General features: G+C 68.0%; 13 protein-coding genes. 9 read left to right on the plus strand and 4 right to left on the minus strand.

Going from position 1 to position 18,641, the window contains the following annotated elements; translation table 11 throughout:
- Positions 1 to 30: 30 nt before the first annotated feature.
- Both BJP32_RS11765 and BJP32_RS11770 read left to right on the plus strand, forming a co-directional pair.
- Positions 31 to 1,302: a sigma-54 dependent transcriptional regulator gene (locus BJP32_RS11765; RefSeq protein ID WP_198935288.1), complete on the plus strand. Its 1,272-nt coding sequence runs from the start codon at positions 31 to 33 to the stop codon at positions 1,300 to 1,302.
- A 79-nt stretch (positions 1,303 to 1,381) separates the two neighbouring features.
- Positions 1,382 to 2,428: a PAS domain-containing sensor histidine kinase gene (locus BJP32_RS11770; protein WP_198935289.1), complete on the plus strand. Its 1,047-nt coding sequence runs from the start codon at positions 1,382 to 1,384 to the stop codon at positions 2,426 to 2,428.
- A 22-nt stretch (positions 2,429 to 2,450) separates the two neighbouring features.
- Here the strand turns inward: BJP32_RS11770 and BJP32_RS11775 are convergent, their stop codons facing one another.
- The 3 genes from BJP32_RS11775 to BJP32_RS11785 form a co-directional block, all read right to left on the minus strand.
- Positions 2,451 to 4,244: an ABC transporter ATP-binding protein gene (locus BJP32_RS11775; protein WP_076224235.1), complete on the minus strand. Its 1,794-nt coding sequence runs from the start codon at positions 4,242 to 4,244 to the stop codon at positions 2,451 to 2,453.
- A 299-nt stretch (positions 4,245 to 4,543) separates the two neighbouring features.
- Positions 4,544 to 7,156, minus strand: coding sequence for a M14 family zinc carboxypeptidase (locus BJP32_RS11780; protein ID WP_076224237.1), 2,613 nt, complete (start codon positions 7,154 to 7,156; stop codon positions 4,544 to 4,546).
- 14 nt (positions 7,157 to 7,170) lie between these two features.
- Positions 7,171 to 9,696, minus strand: coding sequence for a TonB-dependent receptor (locus BJP32_RS11785; RefSeq protein WP_233126822.1), 2,526 nt, complete (start codon positions 9,694 to 9,696; stop codon positions 7,171 to 7,173).
- A gap of 403 nt (positions 9,697 to 10,099) precedes the next feature.
- Between BJP32_RS11785 and BJP32_RS11790 the strand changes: the two genes are divergently transcribed.
- The 4 genes from BJP32_RS11790 (at position 10,100) to BJP32_RS11805 (ending at position 12,566) form a co-directional block, all read left to right on the plus strand.
- A complete protein-coding gene (locus tag BJP32_RS11790) occupies positions 10,100 to 10,840 on the plus strand; it encodes a hypothetical protein (RefSeq protein WP_076224240.1) in 741 nt (246 codons plus the stop codon).
- Between the two features lie 87 nt (positions 10,841 to 10,927).
- Positions 10,928 to 11,392 (plus strand): hypothetical protein, encoded by a 465-nt coding sequence (locus BJP32_RS11795; protein WP_143255463.1) that lies wholly within the window; start codon positions 10,928 to 10,930, stop codon positions 11,390 to 11,392.
- Positions 11,393 to 11,442: 50 nt separating this feature from the next.
- Positions 11,443 to 12,015 (plus strand): hypothetical protein, encoded by a 573-nt coding sequence (locus BJP32_RS11800; RefSeq protein ID WP_076224243.1) that lies wholly within the window; start codon positions 11,443 to 11,445, stop codon positions 12,013 to 12,015.
- 38 nt (positions 12,016 to 12,053) lie between these two features.
- The gene (locus BJP32_RS11805) at positions 12,054 to 12,566 is read left to right on the plus strand and encodes a hypothetical protein (protein WP_143255464.1); all 513 of its coding nucleotides are present in this window, start codon (positions 12,054 to 12,056) and stop codon (positions 12,564 to 12,566) included.
- A gap of 12 nt (positions 12,567 to 12,578) precedes the next feature.
- On the opposite strand, the gene BJP32_RS11810 is transcribed toward BJP32_RS11805, so the two are convergent.
- Positions 12,579 to 13,295 (minus strand): lysozyme inhibitor LprI family protein, encoded by a 717-nt coding sequence (locus BJP32_RS11810; RefSeq protein ID WP_076224246.1) that lies wholly within the window; start codon positions 13,293 to 13,295, stop codon positions 12,579 to 12,581.
- Positions 13,296 to 13,436: 141 nt separating this feature from the next.
- Between BJP32_RS11810 and BJP32_RS11815 the strand changes: the two genes are divergently transcribed.
- From BJP32_RS11815 to BJP32_RS11825, 3 genes are all read left to right on the plus strand, one after another.
- Positions 13,437 to 14,033: a TetR/AcrR family transcriptional regulator gene (locus BJP32_RS11815; protein WP_076224247.1), complete on the plus strand. Its 597-nt coding sequence runs from the start codon at positions 13,437 to 13,439 to the stop codon at positions 14,031 to 14,033.
- A 333-nt stretch (positions 14,034 to 14,366) separates the two neighbouring features.
- Positions 14,367 to 16,925, plus strand: a complete 2,559-nt coding sequence (locus tag BJP32_RS11820; RefSeq protein WP_076224249.1) for a TonB-dependent receptor — start codon at positions 14,367 to 14,369, stop codon at positions 16,923 to 16,925.
- An 11-nt stretch (positions 16,926 to 16,936) separates the two neighbouring features.
- Entirely contained in the window at positions 16,937 to 18,616 is a 1,680-nt protein-coding gene (locus BJP32_RS11825; protein ID WP_076224250.1) for an alkaline phosphatase, read from the plus strand.
- Positions 18,617 to 18,641 lie beyond the last annotated feature (25 nt).

An 18,641-nucleotide genomic window follows, 5' to 3' on the forward strand; every position in this document is an offset into this window, starting at 1 on the left:
AAAGTTATTTTTAAAGATCAGGAGGGCGGCGTGCGTCCGCGTCCGGCCACAGTGTCCGGCGATGGACAGTCGCAGGGGACGTCAAGAGGCGCTTCGGTTCTGCTGGTGGACGACAATACGGTGGTGGCTCGAGCGATGGAGATCGCCTTCCAGGTGGCGGGCCATCGTCTGGAGTTCGCGCCAGGGCCGCAGGAGGCGCTGTCGCGTCTGGCCTCCGCGCGATACGACGCCGTGCTGCTGGACATGAATTTCGGCCCCGGCGAAACGAGCGGCGAAGAAGGCCTGACCTGTCTGCGGCGGATCATGGCGGATGATCCGACGGCCTGTGTCGTGGTCATCACCGCCCACAGCGGCGTCGGCATCGCGGTGGCGGCCATGCAGGCGGGGGCGCGCGACCTCGTCATGAAGCCCTGGCGCAATCGCGACCTGATCGCCAAGGTCGAGGCCGCGATCGCCCGCCGTGCGCCCATTGAAACGCCGTCGGCGCCGCCCGTCGCGGGCGAGGCCGCTCCGGCGCGATTGCTGGGCGACAGCGCCGCCGTCCAGCGATTGCGCGATCTGATCCGTCGCATCGGCCCGACGTCGGCCAGCGTCGCGGTGGTCGGACCGTCGGGAGCGGGCCGCACCTTGACGGCCAGGGCGATCCACGCGGCTTCGCCTTTGGCCGATCAGCCGCTGCGCAAGATCGACCTGCGCGATCCGGCCGCCTGGCGCTTCGATCTGGAAGAGGGGGCGGTCATCCTGCGTCATGCGGAGGCGCTGGACGACGTGGCGCAGTCGCGGCTGCTGGATCAACTGCCCCCGACGCTGCGCTGCTTCAGCCTGCTTTCAGGAACGGCCGGCTTGTCTGCGGCCTTGCGGCGGCGGCTGGCGACGGTCGAGGCGGCGACGCCCTCCCTGGCGGAGCGCGAGGACGACGCCGTCATCTTGGCCCGCCACTTCGCGCGTGAAGCGTCCGAGCGGTTCGGCCGCCCGGCTGCGCAACTGACCCCTGGCGCGGAGGCGGCGATCCGCGCGGCCGTGTGGCCCGACGAGGCGCGCGGTCTGGCCCTGGCGGTCGAGCGCGCGGTGCTGTTGTCGGAGGACGGAAAGATCGAGGCGGCGGCCGTCGTTGCTCCGCTGTCGCCGGTGTCGGATGCGCTGGATACGCCTGCCGACAACGCTTTTGATCTCGGCGACGCCGAGAAGGCGATCATCGCCGCGGCGTTGCGTGAACATCGGCACAATGTCTCTCAGACTGCGGCGGCCCTGGGGTTGAGCCGGGGGGCGCTCTATCGGCGCATGGCCCGTCATGGTCTCTAGGCGGGCGGCGTCAGCGCTCGCCTGTGCGCTCGGCCTGACGGCCAGCGGCGTAGCGGCTGTTCTGGCCTGGCGGTCCAGCATGTGGGGCGCGCTGACCGGCGCGGCGCTTGCGGCGGTCTGGCTCGGCGTGCTGAACGCGCGGATGTGGGACAGGCGTCCGCCTGCATCTGTCGCGGCGGCGTCGCCCGACGAGGGGGAGGCGATGGCGCTGCGGGTGTTGCTGGACGCCGCGCCGACGCCCCTGGTCGGCGTCGAGGGGGCGACGGCCAGGGCCTTGAACCGCGCAGCGCGCGACCTTTTCAGCGCCGAAGACCGCATCCTGCCGCCGCCGGCGGCCCTGTTCGATCGCGAGGTCGCCCATTTCCGCCAGTCCGGTCGACGCTGGCGGCTGGATCGCGTCGAACTGGCGTCCGAGGGCGACTCGTCCTTGGCGGCCCTGATCGACGTGGAGCAGGAAGAGCGTGTCGCCGAGGCCCGCGTGACGGCCGAACTGGTCGAGGTGCTGGGCCATGAACTGCTCAACGGCCTGGCGCCGATCGCCTCACTCTCGGAAAGCGCCCTCGACGTTCTGAACGGGGCGCACGACGACCCGGATTTGTTGCGCGAAATCCTGGGCGTCCTGGCGCGCCGCGCCGACGGGCTGCAGCGGTTCGCCGAGGCCTATCGCACGCTGGCTCGCCTGCCGGAGCCGATCCGGCGGCCTGTGTCCGTGCGCGAGATGGCGGACGATCTGGCGCGCCTGTTCGCCAGCCGCTGGCCGGCAGCGACCCTGCATGTGGATGTGCAGGAAGACCTGTCCTGGGCCTTGGACCGGGATCAGATGCACCAGGCTGTGTGGGCGCTGCTTCAGAACGCCGCCGAGGCGACGCAGGTCGACCGCGCGCCTTCCGGCGCGGTTCGGCTATCGGTCAAGCGGGCCGACGAGACGCTGGTGATCGAGGTCGCCGACGACGGCCCCGGCGTATCGCCGGCCGACGCCGAACGCATCTTCCGTCCCTTCGTGACCACCAAGCCGAACGGCTCGGGCATCGGCCTCAGCCTGGCCCGCCAGATCGCCCACGCCCACGGCGGCGCCCTGACCCTTGAGCGGACTCCGGCGACCGTGTTCCGGCTGAGCCTGTCGTAGCGGTGCGCCTTGCCGTCATGCGCTACTCCATGATCTCGGGGGTCTTCCCTGACTGCCGTTCGAACAGGCGGCGATAGTGGCCGTCGCCGGCCTGGAGCAGGTCGTCATGGGTTCCGTCTTCGACGATCTCGCCGCCCGAGAAGACCAGGATGCGGTCCAGCGCCCGGACGGTCGACAGCCGGTGGGCGATGACGATGGCGGTGCGGCCGATCAGCAGCCGTTCCATCGCCTCCTGGATCGCCGCCTCGCTCTCGGAATCGAGGCTGGACGTCGCTTCATCGAGGATCAGGATCGGCGCATTCGCCAGGAAGGCCCGCGCGATGGCCACGCGCTGGCGTTCGCCGCCGGACAGCTTGACCCCTCGTTCGCCCACCAGGGTCTGATACCCTTTCGGCAGGCGGGCGATGAAGTCGTGCGCATTGGCGAGGCGCGCGGCCCGTTCGATCTCTTCGGGCGTGGCGCCGGGGCGGCCGTAGCCGATGTTGTCGGCGATCGACCGATGGAAGAGGATCGGCTCCTGAGGCACGATCGCGACCTGGCGACGCAGGGACGCCTGGGTCGCGTGGGCCACGTCCTGTCCGTCGATCGTCACGCGGCCTGCATCGACGTCATAGAGCCGCTGGACCAGCTTGACGAAGCTGGTCTTGCCTGAGCCTGAGCGTCCCACCAGGCCGACGCGCTGTCCCGCAGGAACGGCGACGTCGAGGTTTCGGAACAACGGCTTTTCTTGGCCGCCGTACCGGAAGGTGACGTCGTCGAAACGGATAGCGCCGTGCCTGACCTGGATCGGCTGCGCATCGGCCTGGTCGGGCACGCCCAACGGCTCCTGATGAAGCTGAACCAGCTCCTCCATCTCATTCACCGAACGCTGAAGCTGGTGAATGTGCATGCCGATGTCGCGCAGATAGCCGTTCAGGACCAGATAGCTGGTGATGACATAGGCCATGTCGCCGGCGCTGGCCTGGCCGCGCATCCACAGCCACAGCGCCACGCCCGTGACCGCCAGCCGGATCAGCCACAGAAGCGCGATCTGTCCCGAGCCGGCCCAGGTGAAGGCCATCCAGGTGCGGTGCGTCCGCTTGCGCCACTTGGCGACGGTCTTCGCCAGCAAGGCCTCTTCGCGCGCCTCGCCGCCGAAGGCCTTGACCACGGCGTTGGCGCCGATGGCGTCGGCCAGTACGCCGCCGATCCGGGTGTCCCACTGGTTCGACAGCCGCGCGGTCGGCGCCAGCACCTGCGTCGCCAGACCGACGGTCAGGGCGATATAGGCGATCGCGCCGACGCCCATCACGAGGCCCAGGACCGGCCAGTGCAGCGCCAGCAGAATGACCGTCCCCGCCAGCACCGTCAGCGACGGCAGAAGCGACAGCAGCAGCACGTCGTTCAGCGTGTCGAGCGCCCACATGCCCCGCGTGATCCGTCGGACGGTCGAGCCCGAGAAGGCGTTGGCGTGCCAGTCGGTCGACAGTCGCTGGACGCGGGCGAAGCCTTCCTGCGTCACGTCCTGCATCATCTTCAGCGTCAGGGGCGTGATCGCCCACCAGCCGAGGTGGCGCAGCACGACCATCGCGGCGCCCAGGGCGGTGATGACGGCGAAGGCCGCCCAGGCGGCGCCGACGTCGCCGCGGCCCGCCGCGTCGATGATGCGCCCGGCGTAGAGCGGGGCGAAGACTTCCGTGAGGGTCGCTAGCAGCATCGTTCCGGCGCAGGCGACGGCCAGCCATGGGGTTCGGCGCCACAGGCGGAAGGTGAAGGCGAGCACCTTGCGCAGCACGGACGCGCGCAGGCGCGCGTCGGCGTCATCATAGTCGGTCATGAAAAGAGCAACCGCGCAGATCCGCGCGGTCCTTGTGTCAGCAATGATCAGGGGAACGGCTCAGCACTGAGCCGAAAGGGACGTCAGCGGCCGTGGCGGCCGAAGACCATCGGGAACCCGCAGGCGGGCGTGGTCTTGTCGATCATCGTGCCCTCCTTTTCCCTGGAACAGCTGGACGCTTCACAAGTAGCAGGTCCAGATTCCGACGACAATGCTTTCCGGCGCCCTGACCGGACGTCGGTTTTTCAGCGTAGCGGGCGGCAGCGCCTCCCAGGCGCTACCGCTCTGAATCGGTGCGTTTAGCGCCGTCCGGAACCGCCCAGATGGTTCGACAGGAACAGGGCGTTGATCAGCAGACGCTCCGTCCCCAGCCAGTATTTGCGGTGGGCCGGGTCGTCGGCGAACAGGACGACGTTGCCCGCCCCGATCGGGTTCACCTGAGCCCAGACCGAGCCCGCCGCCCTGGCGCGCAGGGCTTCGGGCAGGTAGCCGTTGACCTGCGGGCTGGCCTCGATCCGCACCACATTGGCGAAGGGATCGGACACGGGCGCCAGAACCACGTCCGTCTCCTTGTTCACGAACAGGTCGCGGCGCGACAGGCCGAAGGCCAGCGGGTGGCTGATGTCGACGTCGGCCGACAGGGCGTTGCCCGCCGTGCGCTGCTCGCCCTGGATCGCGCTGCGGTCGGCGTAGTCGCGGCGCTCGACCTCGGTCTTCTTCTCATCTTCGGAAGCGGCCTGCGGAGCCAGGCCGTTGGCGGCGGCCCAGCGTACGGCGCTGCCGAACACCACCAGAGAGCCGCCCGCCCGCACCCAGGCCTTTAGGGCGTCGACCGTCGGCTGGCTCAGGTTGTCGTAGCGCCCGCCGGACAGGACGATGCTGTCATAGTCGCCCAGCGACACGCGGCCCAGTTGCGACGGGTCCAGCCGCGTCGCCGGATAGTTCAGCCGCTCGCTGAGGGCGAACCAGGTCGCGCCGATCTCGGTGGCGTTGACGCCTTCGCCCATGACCAGGGCGATGCGCGGGGCGCGCACGACTTTCACATTGTCGCTGCCCAGATCGACACCCGCGACGCTTTGGCCGGTCGAGACGGCATGGGCGACCACGCCCGCCTCGCGCGCGCCCTTGTCCACGGCGGCGCGCAGGGCGGCGGCGTCCAGCGTTTGTCCCGCCGTGGTGACGACGAGGGAGCCGCGCCCGAAGGCGCTGTCGCCCTGCGCCGTCCTTGCGGTCAGCGGCTCGAACGCTGCGCGAACGCGCACGTCCTGACGCAGCAGGGCTGCCAGAACGCGCGGGGCGTTCAGATCGCGCCAGTCGACGACATAGGCATAGGCGTCCTGAGGCCCGCTGACGCCGCCGGTTGCGACGGGCGCTTCGGTCACGGCGGACCCGTGGGCGGGGAGGCGGCGCAGGCCGTCGCTCTTCAGCCCATAGGCCAGGGCGACCGAATAGGAGGTGCTGCCGTAGACGCTGCCCCTGGTCGGGGGCGTCCGGTCGAAGATGGAGTGCACTAGACGGAACTGCGGCTGGGCCGAGGGTACGACATAGGCGCTGCCCGGTTCATAGGCGCGGCCGTTCTGCGTCACCCGCTCGGTCAGCGGGTGGACCTGGATGTGGTGGGCCAGCAGCAGGTCCAGGGTCTGGCGCGTCAGGCCGGGATCGGCCGCATCGCCGAAGACGAAGGCCTGGCTGGAATGGCGACGCCCTTGCTCGACGGCCGAGCGGAAGAAGTCGCGCTGGAAGGCCTGCAATCCGGCGCGCTCGGCCACCGCGCCTCGGATGGTGGCTAGGCCGACATTGGTCTGGTTGCGGATGGTGAAGGGGAAGGTCAGCGGGCCGTTGGCCGTGTCCTGCACCAGCCCGCGCGAACTGGCCTGTTCGACCGTCACCCCGACCCCGCCATGGAAGTCTGGATAGGTCGAGCCGTAGACCGGCGAGAAGTTGTCGAAAACCTCGCGCGTGTAATAGAGCGAGCCGAGGCTATCGAGCGCCTGGGCGTGATACTTGGCCAGCGTCACGTTCCATTCGTAGCTGGCGCGCGGCAGCAGGGGGCTTTCCATGCTGGCGGGCGAGGGCTCGAAATAATAGGTGCTGCCCGCGCCCATTTCGTGGAAGTCGATCTGGATGTGGGGCCGCCAGCGGTGGAAGGCCTCCAGCTTGGCGCGGGTCTCTTTCTGAGTCACCGCCAGCCAGTCGCGGTTCAGGTCGGTGAAATAGTGGTTGGTGCGTCCGGCGGGCCAGGCCTCGACGTGTTCCTTGTCCTGCGGGTCGGCGACGGCGGGCTGGTTCTTCCAGGCGTTGTGCCAGTTGGCGGCGCGGTCGCGGCCGTCGGGGTTCTGGGCCGGGTCGATGACGACCACGGCCTTGTCCAGCCAGTCCAGCACCTCGGGCGAGCGCCCGGCGGCCAGGTAGTAGGCGGTCAGCAGGGCCGCCTCGCCGCTGGACGTCTCATTGCCGTGGACGCTGTAGAACAGGCCGACCACGACCGGGGCGTCGGCCGTGGCGGCCGGGCCGCCGGGATCGCCCGCCGCGATATGGGCGCGCTGGATCTGGTCGATCCGGCCCTGATTGGCGCCCGAGGTGATGACCACGGACAGCAGGGGGCGCTGTTCATAGCTGCGGCCGATCTCCTCGACCGTGACCCGATCCGACAGGCGGGCCAGCTCGCGCAGATAGTCCACGATGCGGTCGTGGCGGGTGTAGTGGGTTCCGATCGGATAGCCGAGGAAGGCTTCGGGCGTCGGAATGGCGGGGTCGAAATCCCCCGCCGCCGCCTGAGGGAAGAAGTAGGCGCTCTGTGCGACGGCGGGCGCCGCTGCGGACAGCGCTGTTGCACTGAACAGAACAGCCAGAGCGGCGCCTGCGGCCAGTTTGCGGCGGGTGAACAGGGAAGGGGCGGCTCTGGCGTTCATTGTGGTGGTCTCAATCAGAAGCGGACGTCGAAGCCGACGCGGAAATAGCGTCCACGCAGATCGTACTGGCCGAAGTCATAGGGGGCGCGCACGCCGGGGAAGGAGGCGTCGTGCGGCGGCGCTTCGTCCAGCAGGTTCTCGATCTTGGCGTAGAGCGTCACGCGCTCCAGCCCGGACCACGCCGCATACAGATCGAATTGGTGATAGGCGTCCACGCGCGATTGTCCCCCGACAACCGGCACCTGATCATAGCCTGAGGTGTAATACCAGGTCAGGTTGGCGTCGAAGACGTCGCGGTTCCAGGCCAGGCGCGTCGTGGCCTTGTGCGCCGGCAGGGTCGCGCCCCGGTTCGATCCGGCGTAGTCCAGCAGCGGCCCGCCCGCCGCGTTCGGCCGCTTGTATTCCAGCAGATGCGTATAGGCGCTGGAGGCGGTGAACGTCCCCCAATCGCCCAGTCCCCAGTCCTCGGTGCGCCAGCGCTGGCTGAAGTCCACGTCGATGCCCGAGGTCTCCAGCGCCGACAGGTTGCGATAGCGGTTGTAGACGGCCTGCAGCTTGCCGCGCGGGTCGCGGATGACGTCGGCGGGGTTGTTGCCCTGGACGATGGCGGTGGTGTTTCCCGTGCCGATCAGGTTGTCGAGCTTGATCTGATACCAGTCGATGCTCAGCGCCGTGTCACGCGTCGGGGTGAAGACGACGCCCAGATTGTAGGAGCGGGTCTTTTCCGGCTCCAGATTGGTGTTGCCGACGGTGAAGAAGGTCGGGCTCTGGCGTGAATTGGGCAGGTCGGGGTCATAGGGGTCGATGACCGAGCCGTAGGAGATCATGGTCGAGGCCGAGTTCTCCGACAGCGACGGCGCCCGGAAGCCGCGCGAAGCCGAGGCCCGCAGCGCCAGCCAGTCCAGCGGCTTCCATCGCACGCCCGCCTTGGGCGAGAAGGCGCTGCCGAAGTCGCTGTATTCATCGGCTCGCGCGGCGACCTGAACGTCGAGGTTGCTCAGGACCGGAATGTTGAACTCGGCATAGGCGGCCCAGACGTCGCGTTCGCCGTCCACGGCGGCGATGGCGGGGCGGATCTGCAGCCCGGCGTCGATCTGCCACGGATTGCTTGAGACCAGGCTCTCGTGCCGGAACTCGACCCCGGCGGCGTAGCCGATCTGACCGGCGGGCAGGTTGAACAGCTCGCCCGAGATCTTGAAGTCGGCCCCATAGAGGCGCGATTCCGCCGGACGCAGGGTCGACAGGCGGATGCCGTCCAGCACGGCCTGCGGCGTGGCGCCGGGCTCATGCAGGTTCAGCGTGCCGTTCGCCAGGGCGTCGACCAGGTTCCAGCGATGGGCGAAGCCGCCCGACACCGTCTCGCGCTCGTCGCTGCCCGAGGCGAAGACGGCGGCCTCCCAGTCGAAGCGGTCATGGCGGCCGCGCACCCCGCCCAGCGCACGATAGGACTTCGACTCATTGGTCTTCAGCGTCCGACCCAGATCGAAGAAGGTGTATTCGATCGGCGTGGCGACGCCGTAGGGGTTGTAGGGATTGTTGGCGGGCAGCAGGTTCGACACCGGCTCGGCCAGCCCGGTCTCGGCGTTCAGCGCGAACCGCCCGCCTTCCAGCGTGAAGAAGGGGCTGGAGCCGAACAGGGACGCCCCCTCGACATAGGAATAGAGCACCTCGCCAAAGGCCTCGATCTGCGGCGTCAGACGCTTGGTCCCGAACAGATAGGCCTGATAGCGGTCGGTCGAGGGGATCAGGGTCGTGTGCGGCGCCAAGTTGATGGCGCAGGTGTCGCCGGCCAGGCCGTCGATCGGGGCGCTGGCGGTCAGCACCATGCCTTCGGGGCACTGGCCCTGGACGTCGAGGAAGGGCACGGACTTGCCGTCGACCAGGAAGCGCGCGCCCTTGGCCGACCAGCCGTTCCAGCGGCCGCCAGGCAGGTCGGTGTAGATGCCCGACTTGGTTAGGTCGCGCTGGTCCTGATCCAGCCGGTTGCGAGTATAAGCCTCCAGCGACAGCAGGATGTTGTAGCCGTCCGTCTCCAGATCGCCGTGGCCGACGACCAGTTTGGCGGTCGAGGTTTCCAGGCCGCCCTGACCGGCGACGCCATAGCTGGCGCCGAACTCCAGGCCCTGGAAGTTCTGGCGGGTGATGATGTTGGTGACGCCCGCCACCGCGTCCGAGCCATAGACGGCCGAGGCGCCGTCCTTCAGCACCTCCAGCCGCTGGGTCGCGACCATCGGCAGGGCGTTCAGATTGACGAAGGTGTCCGACAGGCCGCCGCCGGGGAAGCCGTAGTTCGCCACGCGCCGCCCGTTCAGCAGCACCAGGGTGTTCTTCTGAGACAGGCCGCGCAGGCCGATGCCCGCCGCGCCCGACGACCAGCCGCTGTTCTGGGTCTCGTTCGAGCCGTTGCCGGTATTGGCCGAGATCGAGCGCAGCAGGTCCGCCGTGGTCGACTTGCCCGAGCTCTCCAGCTCTTCGCGCCCGATCACCTGGACCGGGTTGAAGCCCTCGGTGTTGGCGCGGCGGATGTTGGAGCCTGTCACGACGACATCCGAGACGGAGTAGGCCGACGTCGTTGCGGATTGATCTGTTAGATTCTCAGAGACTTCCCCGTGTGCGGCGCTGCACGCTCCAGCGGCTGAGAAGAAGGCGAGAACGGTCAGGGATGGCCTGATCATGGAAATGTTGCACCGCAATAAAAGTCACAATTGGGCGCGCAATAAGGCACGTGAGCGGCGCGTTTCTAATGTAGAATTTCTAATTTCATGACGAGTTTTTGTGTCCGAGATCGCACGGCGGCGCGGTCCGCCGATCCGGGCGTGCAAGCCCTGGTCACGCGATGGAAAAAGGCGGGTTGTCATCGATTATGAACAGTGTTTAATTGTCTTCGCGCCATGCGTTGCGGCGTTAGTCGATCCCTGTCTCCAGTCGAGAAACGAGTCTCGTATGCAATCCTCAAAGACCATCGCCGCCGTGTGTCTCGCTGCGTTCGCCGTGGCCGCGGCGCTGCCGGCTTCGGCTCAGTCGCTGATCGAAATCCAGGATGTGGACCGTGACAATGTCCTGACGGGAACACCGGCCGCCTTTGTCGTCGCCTTCCCTGAGGCTCAACGGAACGAGGCGGTGCGAAAGGTCGGCGACGACGTCTACAGCTTTGTGCCGCTGGCCTTCATTCCGCTGTCCGACACGCGCGTCGCCCTGGTGAGCACGGGAGCCAACGAATGCACGGGGCAGGCCTGCAGCGGCATGAACGCGGTCCACTATCTCGACCATGACGCGGGCGCGCCGCGCTACCCCTATGCGCTTCAGGGCGAGTGGCTGGATGTCGGCGCGGCGGGCGTTGTCGGCAACCCGGCTCTGCGATGGGGCTGGACGAAGGCGATCGCGGCCAATCCGGTCCTCTATACCGAGGCTGGCGGCGTGTGGCAGGGGCGCGGGTGCGGCTATGCCGAACTGACGGAGTTGACCCCGTCCGGCCCGGTGCGGATCGCGCGCATCCAGACCTATTTCTCGGACGCCAGCGCCGATGACGGCGAGGCGGGCGTCGACGGGGTGATCACGGCCGCCGAACAGGGCCGCAGCTTCACGGTGTCCTACACCGGCTCCGCCAGCTTCAAAGAGACCTATACGCGCGGCGCCGACGGCCAGTTTCGACTGGACGCCCAGAGCCGCGTTCCCAGCTGCTAAGACGACATCAGCGTCGCTGCGGCGACGCCAGAGACCAAGGAGGTCTGCGTGCGTATTTTCATGATGAGCCTGACTGCGGCCGCTTCCTTGGCGGTGACGGGCGCCTTTGCTCAAAGCACCGTCTGTACGTCGCTGGACAAGGGCGACCTGTTCATCGGCCAGACGCTGTCGCAGGCGCAACAGCAGCAGCTTCGCGAGCAGGCGCCCGTGGGCGCGCTGCATTGCGGCCGGACGGGCTGTACGGCCGCGGCGTCGGATGGGGTGAGCTACAGCTGGCGGCGCGACGGCCGGATCGTCGGCAAGACGATCGAAATGTCCGCGCCGACGACCCTGCCGGGCTGGCGCGGCGAGATCGATCAGGCGTTCGCCGATCGCCTGGGTGAGGCGACGTGCACGCGCTTCACCGTGTTCGACGATGAACTCGACGGCGGCCGTTCGATGAAGAGCGCGCCGTTTGCGGCGTCGCAAGGGCAGATGATCACCGCCAGCCTTTTCGGGCGTGGAACCGCTGAAGAGCCGCTGACGATCGAGATGCGCGCCGTGGATCAATAAGTCCTGCCCTTGGGCGAGGATCTGTCGCTTAAGCGTCGAAGGAAATTTGCATGACCCTGAGAACCTTGCTCGCGTTCGCCTTGGCCGCGACGCTCGCCGCCTGTTCGCAGGCCGAAGAGGGGGCGGCCGCCGCCCCGACCCCGGCTGAAGCCGATGTCCCGGCGTCGTCCGCAGCGCCGGCAACTGCGCCTGACCGGAACGGCGAGGCGCCGCCGCTGTCGGCCTATGTCGGCAAGCATCCTACTGAGCCGGTGCAGGGCGTCACCTTCTTCCAGCATCCGGACGTGCGTGCGGCCATGGTCGCCTCGGGCGTGGATCGCGACATCCAGAAGTCCATCGTCTTTGACGGCAACGTCGTCGGCGTGGTGACGGAGACACGCGGGCGTCTGTTGCTTCACGGCTATGATCCGGCGGGCGCGGGGTCGACCAACTGGGCCATTCTGATGATCCCGGACGGCAGCAAGGCGGCGGTCTGCTACTCCACCGGCATCGTCGGCTATGAGAAGGGCGCTGACTGGTATTTCGAAGGCGATGTGGCCTTCACCCTCTATACGCCCTGTCCCTCCGAGGAAGGCGATATGGAATCGCTGAGCAACTGGCCGATCGGCCCGATTCCGGGCTGAGGCCGGGGAAGGCGCGTATGCATTGCAAGGGGCATCTGATGGCGCTTCGTCGTTTCGCGAGCGGGTTGGTTGCGACGCTGTTCATGAGTGCGGCCGGCGTCGCCGCAGCTCAACCCGCCGGGGCCGACGAAGAGGCCGCCCGGGCCGCCCTGAAGGAATGGATGGCGGCCAGTCCCGAGTACGCCAAGCTCCAGTATGATCTGGTCAAGGCTCAGGCGGGACTGGCCGTCCGTATCGAGCGATTGGTCATGATCGGCCTGCTGTGCGAACGTCTGTCAGAGGACGACAGTCGCCTGATCATCGACAGCGCCCGCGAGGAGATGGCGTTCGGGCAGTCCGTGCTGTCCGAAGCGCAGCAGGCGGATTTCGCCCTCTACTACGAAGGGCTGCGGCAAGGCGCGCTGGTCGCGGCCGCGCCTGAGCCTCCCCGCCCCGAAGCGTGCGAGGACTTCGCCAAGCCGGGCGGAACCTTGGTCAAGTTGCTGACCTGGACCGGGCGCCGACAGTTCATCAGCCCAGGCGTTCTCGCCAGCCCGAGGACCATCCCTTAAGGGCCGCGCGGATCATCGCGACGGGTCCGGCAGACGCACCGCCTGGAAGTAGGTTCCCGAGAGCGTGCCGCCCGCACCGCAATAGGGGACGGCGTCGGCGCCGTTCTCGATCGTCTCCTTGACGACAAGCGTCGCGCCCTGGGCCTTTACGTTCAGCGACCAGGCGGCGGCGCCGCTGATGTCGTCAAAGCGGGCTTCGTCTTCGTCGATCCAGTCGCCGCTGCCGTCGACCTCGCAGGACCAGCCATCGCCGCGCGGGTCGGCGGCCGTGGCCGTGAACGTCAGGACGCCGGTCGCCCATTGGTTGACGACGATCTCGCCGTTGAGATTGCGCCAGCGGCCGACCACGCTGACCAGCGGGTCGTTGCCCAGATCGGTCAAGAATGCTTCACGCCGCGTCAGTTGATCGGTCAGTTCTTCGATCAGGTCGGCGCCCGTCAGCCGCGCGCCGACCGCGTTGCGGGCCGCAAGAAAGGCGCGCTGGTCGCGACGAAGCGCCTCGGCGCTAGCGGCGTCATAACCCCTGATCGCCGTTCCATAGCGTTCAGCGATCTTGGCGTCCAATGCGGCGAGGGCCGGGGTCGAGCAGATGGCGGTCTCGACCGGACCGGAGGCGCGTCGGCAGTCAGCGCTTTCGGCGGCCGCAGGCTGAGCGACCGAGGCCGCCAGGGCGGCTCCGAGAAGCAGGACGGCGGTCGAAGCGGACGACGGGAAGCGAAGCGCGGTCATGGGAAGCCTCAAGGCGAATGCGGAAGGGCGCGAAAGCACCCTGTCGGGCGCAATTCATATCCTTAAATGAGCATCGATCAATAAAAAACGAAAACTGACGTTTCTTCCCGCTCTCTGCGCAGCTTCTGCTATGCAGGGTTAATGGGAAGGCGATCGGATCATACGCGGCAGGAGCTGGAGCGGCTTTTCGTGGTCGAAGGCCACAAGCACATGGCCGAGGTGGGCTTTGCGCGCTTCTCGGCGCGCGAGGTGGCCAAGCGCGTCGGCTATTCGATCGGCACCCTCTACAACGTGTTCGGTACGCTGGATCAGCTGCTGATCGCCATCAACACGCGAACCTTCCAGCTCTGGGCGGAAGAGGTGCGTCAGGCGCTGGAAGGCAGCGGCCCAGACCGCATCCGATGCCTGGTCGAAGCCTATTTCGGCTTCGCGCGCGCCAATCCCCATAGCTGGCGCGCCATCTATGAACACCATTTGCCGCCGGACGTCGCCCTGACCGACGAGCAGAACCAGCGTCGCGGCGACCTGACCCAGATCATCGTCAACGAGGTGACGGCTGTCTTGCCGGCGAAGGCTCAGCCCGGCGCACCGCGTCTGGCGCGTTCTCTGATCGCCGTCGTCCACGGCCACTGTGTCTTCGACCTGAACGGCAGCTTCGCTCTGATGAACATCGAAGAGCCTGTCGAGCTCGCACTGGAACGTGTCCGCGAAAGCCTGTCTCAGGCCGGTGCGGCCTAGCGACCGCCCGATGGGCTGCGGTGTTGGATGCGGTCTTCACGAAACTGGCGCGAGACGGTGAGCATTCTGTCGTCTCGGCGGCCAAACTCTTGAGACAGCCCTAAACGCGAAGGCGTATCGATGTCGGCGGACGGCTCATGGCTTCGAGGCCGCCAGCGGTCTGAAGCCCTAGTGTTCGATAGACTGTACGCCTGACGCGATTTGAAAGATAGGCTGTGCGGCGAGCGAATTTCGCGGTTCTGCCGTTGCAGCTTCATTCGCCCGTGACCGCCGCGTCGCGCCCGCGACATTCAGCGTCTTTAGGTCTGCCCTGCTTTCTCAGGGGGTAAGACCATGAAGCCGATCAGCCTCAAGCGTGGATTTCTGGCGGGCGCCGCCGTCGCGGGCCTGATGGCGGCGGGCGCCGCCCATGCTCAAAGCGTTTCGCCGGGCGAGACGACGACCGCCGTGGACGACATCGTGGTGACGGCCCAGCTGCGCGCCCAAGATCCGATCGAGGTGCCCTTCGCCCTGACGGCCTACAGCGGCGACTTCCTGGAAAACCTGGGGGTGCAGGAGTTCGACCAGCTGTCGGCCTTCGTGCCGGGCTTCCTGGTGCAGAACCAGTCGCCGAACAATCCGGGCTTCGTGATGCGCGGCATCACTTCGGACTCTGGCGCCGCCACCGCCGAGCCGCGCGTGTCGGTGTTCCAGGACGGGGTGTCGATCTCCAAGTCGCGCGGCTCCTATGTCGAACTGTTCGACATGGAGCGGGTCGAGGTGGCCAAGGGGCCGCAGTCGACCCTTTACGGCCGCGGCGCCCTGATCGGCGCGGTCAATCTGGTGCAGAACCGCGCCCGTCCGGGCCGGTTCGACGCCGGCGCTCGCATCGAGGCGGGCGACCTGGACTATCGCGCCGTCGAGGGATTCGTGAACGCGCCCGTGAGCGAGACCGGCGCCCTGCGCCTGGCGGCGCGGATGAAGACGCGCGGCGGCACGGTCGAGAACCTGCTGGGCGGCGAGGATTACAACTCGATCGAGACCAAGGCGCTGCGCCTGTCGGGCGCCTGGGCGCCGACCGACAATCTGCGCGCCGATCTGATCGCCAACTATCAGACGGATTCGGCCAGCGGCACCTCGTTCAAGTCGATCGCCTATGATCCGTTCGATCCGAGGACGGGCGCCTCCCTGGGCGGGCGTGCGCCTTGGGACGGGGCGGCCCTGACGTCGGGCGCGGACTTTGACGGCGGCGTCGGCCTGGGTCTGGATCGTGAGGTCTGGGGCGTGACGGGCCTGGTGAAGTGGGATCTGTCGCCGTCGCTGACGCTGAACTCGACCACGGCCTATCGCCAGTTCGACTCGACCGAGGTGTTCGATCCGGACGGCACGTCGCTGCCGCTGCTGACGGCGGCCGAGCACGCCTATGGCGAACAGTGGAGCCAGGAGTTCCGCCTGAACTTCGACAACGGCGGCCGCTTCTCGGGCTTCGTCGGTGCCGGCTATTTCAGCGAGGAAGGCTTCCAACGGATGCCGACCCAGTTCGACGAGCGTCTGGCTCTGCTGCAACTGGCGACGCCGCTGGGCGACCAGCGATTGAAGATGGTCTACGCCGCGCCGACACCGTTGCTGATGGGCGGCATCCTGCAGTCCATGCTGCCCGCTGCGGCGCATCCGCTGATCCCCGGCATCGTCGGCAATCTGAAGCCCGCTCACATCGAGACGGCGACCAACCGGGCCGACCTGACCTCCTATGACCTGTTCGGCGACCTGACCTTCAAGGCGACCGATCGTCTGGAGTTCTCGGGCGGGGTGCGCTGGACGCGCGACGACAAGACGACGGGCTATTCGGCGGCGGTGCTGAACGGCCGCTCCATCGCCGGCGGCCTGGTGGCGGTGCAGACCCTCGGCGCTCAGGCGCAACGCCTGGCCCTGGCCGGCGACATGGCCGGCGCCCAGCGGCTGCAGCAGCAGATCACGGCCATCCTGACGGGCCTGGCGACGCCGGGCGCGGCCAACCTGCCCGCAGCTTCGGGCTTGCCGCTGTTCGCCCTGACCGCCCAGCCGACTGCTGGTAACGGCGACCTGATCCAGGCGGATCACGAGGACGACGGCTTCACCTGGCGTCTGACGGCGCGCTACGCCCTGTCGGACGACGCCAGCCTCTACGCCAACTATGCGCGCGGCCGTCGCCCCGAGGTGCTGGAGGTGCGCGGCCCGTCCGTTCCGCTGGGCGCCCCGACCTTTGAAGTCATCCCCGCCGAGACCGTCGACAGCTTCGAGGTCGGCTACAAGACGGCGCTGATGGATCGCCGCCTGCGCCTGGACGGGGCGGTGTTCCACTACGCCTACGACAACTTCCAGACGACCGAGCAGGACGGCACCCGCTTCGTCACTGTCAATGCGGGCAAGGCCAACGCCTATGGGTTTGAGGGCCAGGTCGCCTTCGCGGCGACGCCGACCTTCGATCTGTTCGGCACCTACGGCTACAACCACTCGCGCTTCGACGGAGGCGCGCGCGACGGCAACCGCTTCCGCCTGTCGCCGGACCACATGGCATCGATCGGGGCGACCTGGCGCCTGCCGGTCGAGACCGGGACCATCGAGGTCCAGCCGACCTACACCTGGCAGTCCAAGGTCTTCTTCGACGACGACAACGACCGCCCGGAGTTGCAGACCGGCAACTTCGTCGCCGACACCGTGCAGGACGAGTACCAGGACGGCTACGGCCTGCTGAACCTGCGGGTGCGCTACGCCCCGTCGTCGGGGAACTGGGGCGTTGAGGCCTTCGGCGACAACATCCTGGACGAGGAATACATCAAGGACGCGGGCAACACCGGCGATGCGCTGGGCCTGCCGACTTTCATCGCCGGGCGGGGCGCCAGCTACGGCGTCGCCTTCACCCTGCGCTACTGAGGACCAGAGCCATGACCATGAACCGTCGCGGCCTTCTGGGCCTGTTCGGCGCGGGCGCGGCGGCGGGCTGCGCTACGGTCCCGACGGGCGAAGCTGTCGCCGTCGTCTTCGCCCACGGCGTGGCCTCGGGCGATCCGGCGACCGACCGGGTGATCCTGTGGACGCGCGTCACCCCGGCGGACGGTCATGTCGGGCCGGTCTCGGTCGCCTGGCGCGTGCTGGACGGGCAGGGCGACCGCGTCGTCGCCTCGGGCCGGTTCGAGGCGGGGGCTGAACGCGACTATACGGTCAAGGTCGACGCGGCGGGCCTGCGCCCCGGCCGCGACTATCGCTACGACTTCGCTGTGGGCGAGACGCGCTCGCCCATGGGCCGCACCCGCACTCTGGCGGCGGAGGGGATCACGCCGGTCAATCTGGCGGTGGTGTCGTGCCAGTTGCACCCCGGCGGCCTGTTCAACGCCTATGAGTCGATCGCCGCCCTGCCGACCCTCGACGCCGTGGTCCACCTGGGCGACTACATCTACGAATACGGGGCGGATTCCGATGCCTATGGCATGGCGACGGGGCCGAAGCTGGGTCGCGTGCCCGAACCGGCGCACGAGATCGTCTCCCTGGCCGACTATCGGCTGCGCCACGCCCAGTACAAGCGCGACGCCGACCTTCAGGCCGCCCATGCCCGCGCGCCCTTCATCTGCGTCTGGGACGATCACGAAACGGCCAACGACGCCTGGCTGCACGGCGCCGAGAACCATCAGCCCGAGACCGAAGGCGACTTCGCCCAACGCAAGGCGGCGGCGCTGAAGGCCTATTATGAGTGGATGCCGATCCGCGAAGCCGCGCCCGGCGCGCTGAAGGAGGCGATCCACCGCAGCTTCCACTTCGGCGATCTGGCCAGCCTGATGATGGTCGAGACCCGCCTGACCGGCCGCACCGAACCGCTGGCCTATGACAGGGATCTGACCGCCAAGGACGGCCCGGACGGCGAGCCGGTGCTGGACCTGGACGCCTTCCGCGCCAAGCTGAACGATCCGTCCCGCGACCTGATGGGGCCGCAGCAGCGCGACTGGCTGAAGCGCGAACTGGCCGCCTCCAAGGCCAAGGGCCGTCCGTGGCAGGTGCTGGGCAATCAGGTCGTCATGGCCCGCGTGGCCGGTCCCGACGTGTCGCGCACCCTGACCGAGGCCCAGGTCCAGGGCCTGATGGCCCAAATCCCCGAAGCCTATCGCGACCAGTTCGAACAGGCCCTGTTCCTGTTCAAGATGGGCCTGCCGTTCAACCTCGACGCCTGGGACGGTTATCCGGCCGGGCGCGAACGGCTCTACGCCGCCTTCGCCGAGGCGGGGGTGCAGCCCATCGTCCTGGCCGGCGACAGCCATGCCTTCTGGGTCAATGAGCTGAAGGACGCGGACGGCGCGCGCCGGGCGGTCGAGTTCGGGACCAGCGCGGTCTCCAGTCCCTCGATCGGCGACGCCATCGGCGGCTTCCCCCTGGGCGCGGCGCTGATGCAGGCCAATGACGAGGTGCGCTTCTGCGACCAGTCGGCCAAGGGCTTCATCCTTTTGACCCTGACCGAGAACCGGGCCGAGGCGGCCCTGATGCAGGTCTCGACCATCTTCGCCAAGCCGTTCGAGGTCACGACGTTGAAGCGGGTCGGCGTGAGCCGCGCCGATGGAGCGATCACGGGCGTCTGATCGCCGCCGGCCCCCCGCGCAACGG

This window comes from Brevundimonas sp. ZS04 (genome assembly GCF_001956865.1).
In the GTDB taxonomy this organism is placed as follows: domain Bacteria; phylum Pseudomonadota; class Alphaproteobacteria; order Caulobacterales; family Caulobacteraceae; genus Brevundimonas; species Brevundimonas diminuta.

Bases quoted from the DNA above. Each gene is read 5' to 3' on its own strand.
- BJP32_RS11805 (WP_143255464.1), top strand. From the start codon at position 12,054: ATGGCGCTTCGTCGTTTCGCGAGCGGGTTGGTTGCGACGCTGTTCATG.
- BJP32_RS11820 (WP_076224249.1), top strand. From the start codon at position 14,367: ATGAAGCCGATCAGCCTCAAGCGTGGATTTCTGGCGGGCGCCGCCGTC.
- BJP32_RS11790 (WP_076224240.1), top strand. From the start codon at position 10,100: ATGCAATCCTCAAAGACCATCGCCGCCGTGTGTCTCGCTGCGTTCGCC.
- BJP32_RS11810 (WP_076224246.1), bottom strand. From the start codon at position 13,295: ATGACCGCGCTTCGCTTCCCGTCGTCCGCTTCGACCGCCGTCCTGCTT.
- BJP32_RS11770 (WP_198935289.1), top strand. From the start codon at position 1,382: ATGTGGGGCGCGCTGACCGGCGCGGCGCTTGCGGCGGTCTGGCTCGGC.
- BJP32_RS11825 (WP_076224250.1), top strand. From the start codon at position 16,937: ATGACCATGAACCGTCGCGGCCTTCTGGGCCTGTTCGGCGCGGGCGCG.
- BJP32_RS11780 (WP_076224237.1), bottom strand. From the start codon at position 7,156: ATGAACGCCAGAGCCGCCCCTTCCCTGTTCACCCGCCGCAAACTGGCC.
- BJP32_RS11800 (WP_076224243.1), top strand. From the start codon at position 11,443: ATGACCCTGAGAACCTTGCTCGCGTTCGCCTTGGCCGCGACGCTCGCC.
- BJP32_RS11775 (WP_076224235.1), bottom strand. From the start codon at position 4,244: ATGACCGACTATGATGACGCCGACGCGCGCCTGCGCGCGTCCGTGCTG.
- BJP32_RS11815 (WP_076224247.1), top strand. From the start codon at position 13,437: ATGGGAAGGCGATCGGATCATACGCGGCAGGAGCTGGAGCGGCTTTTC.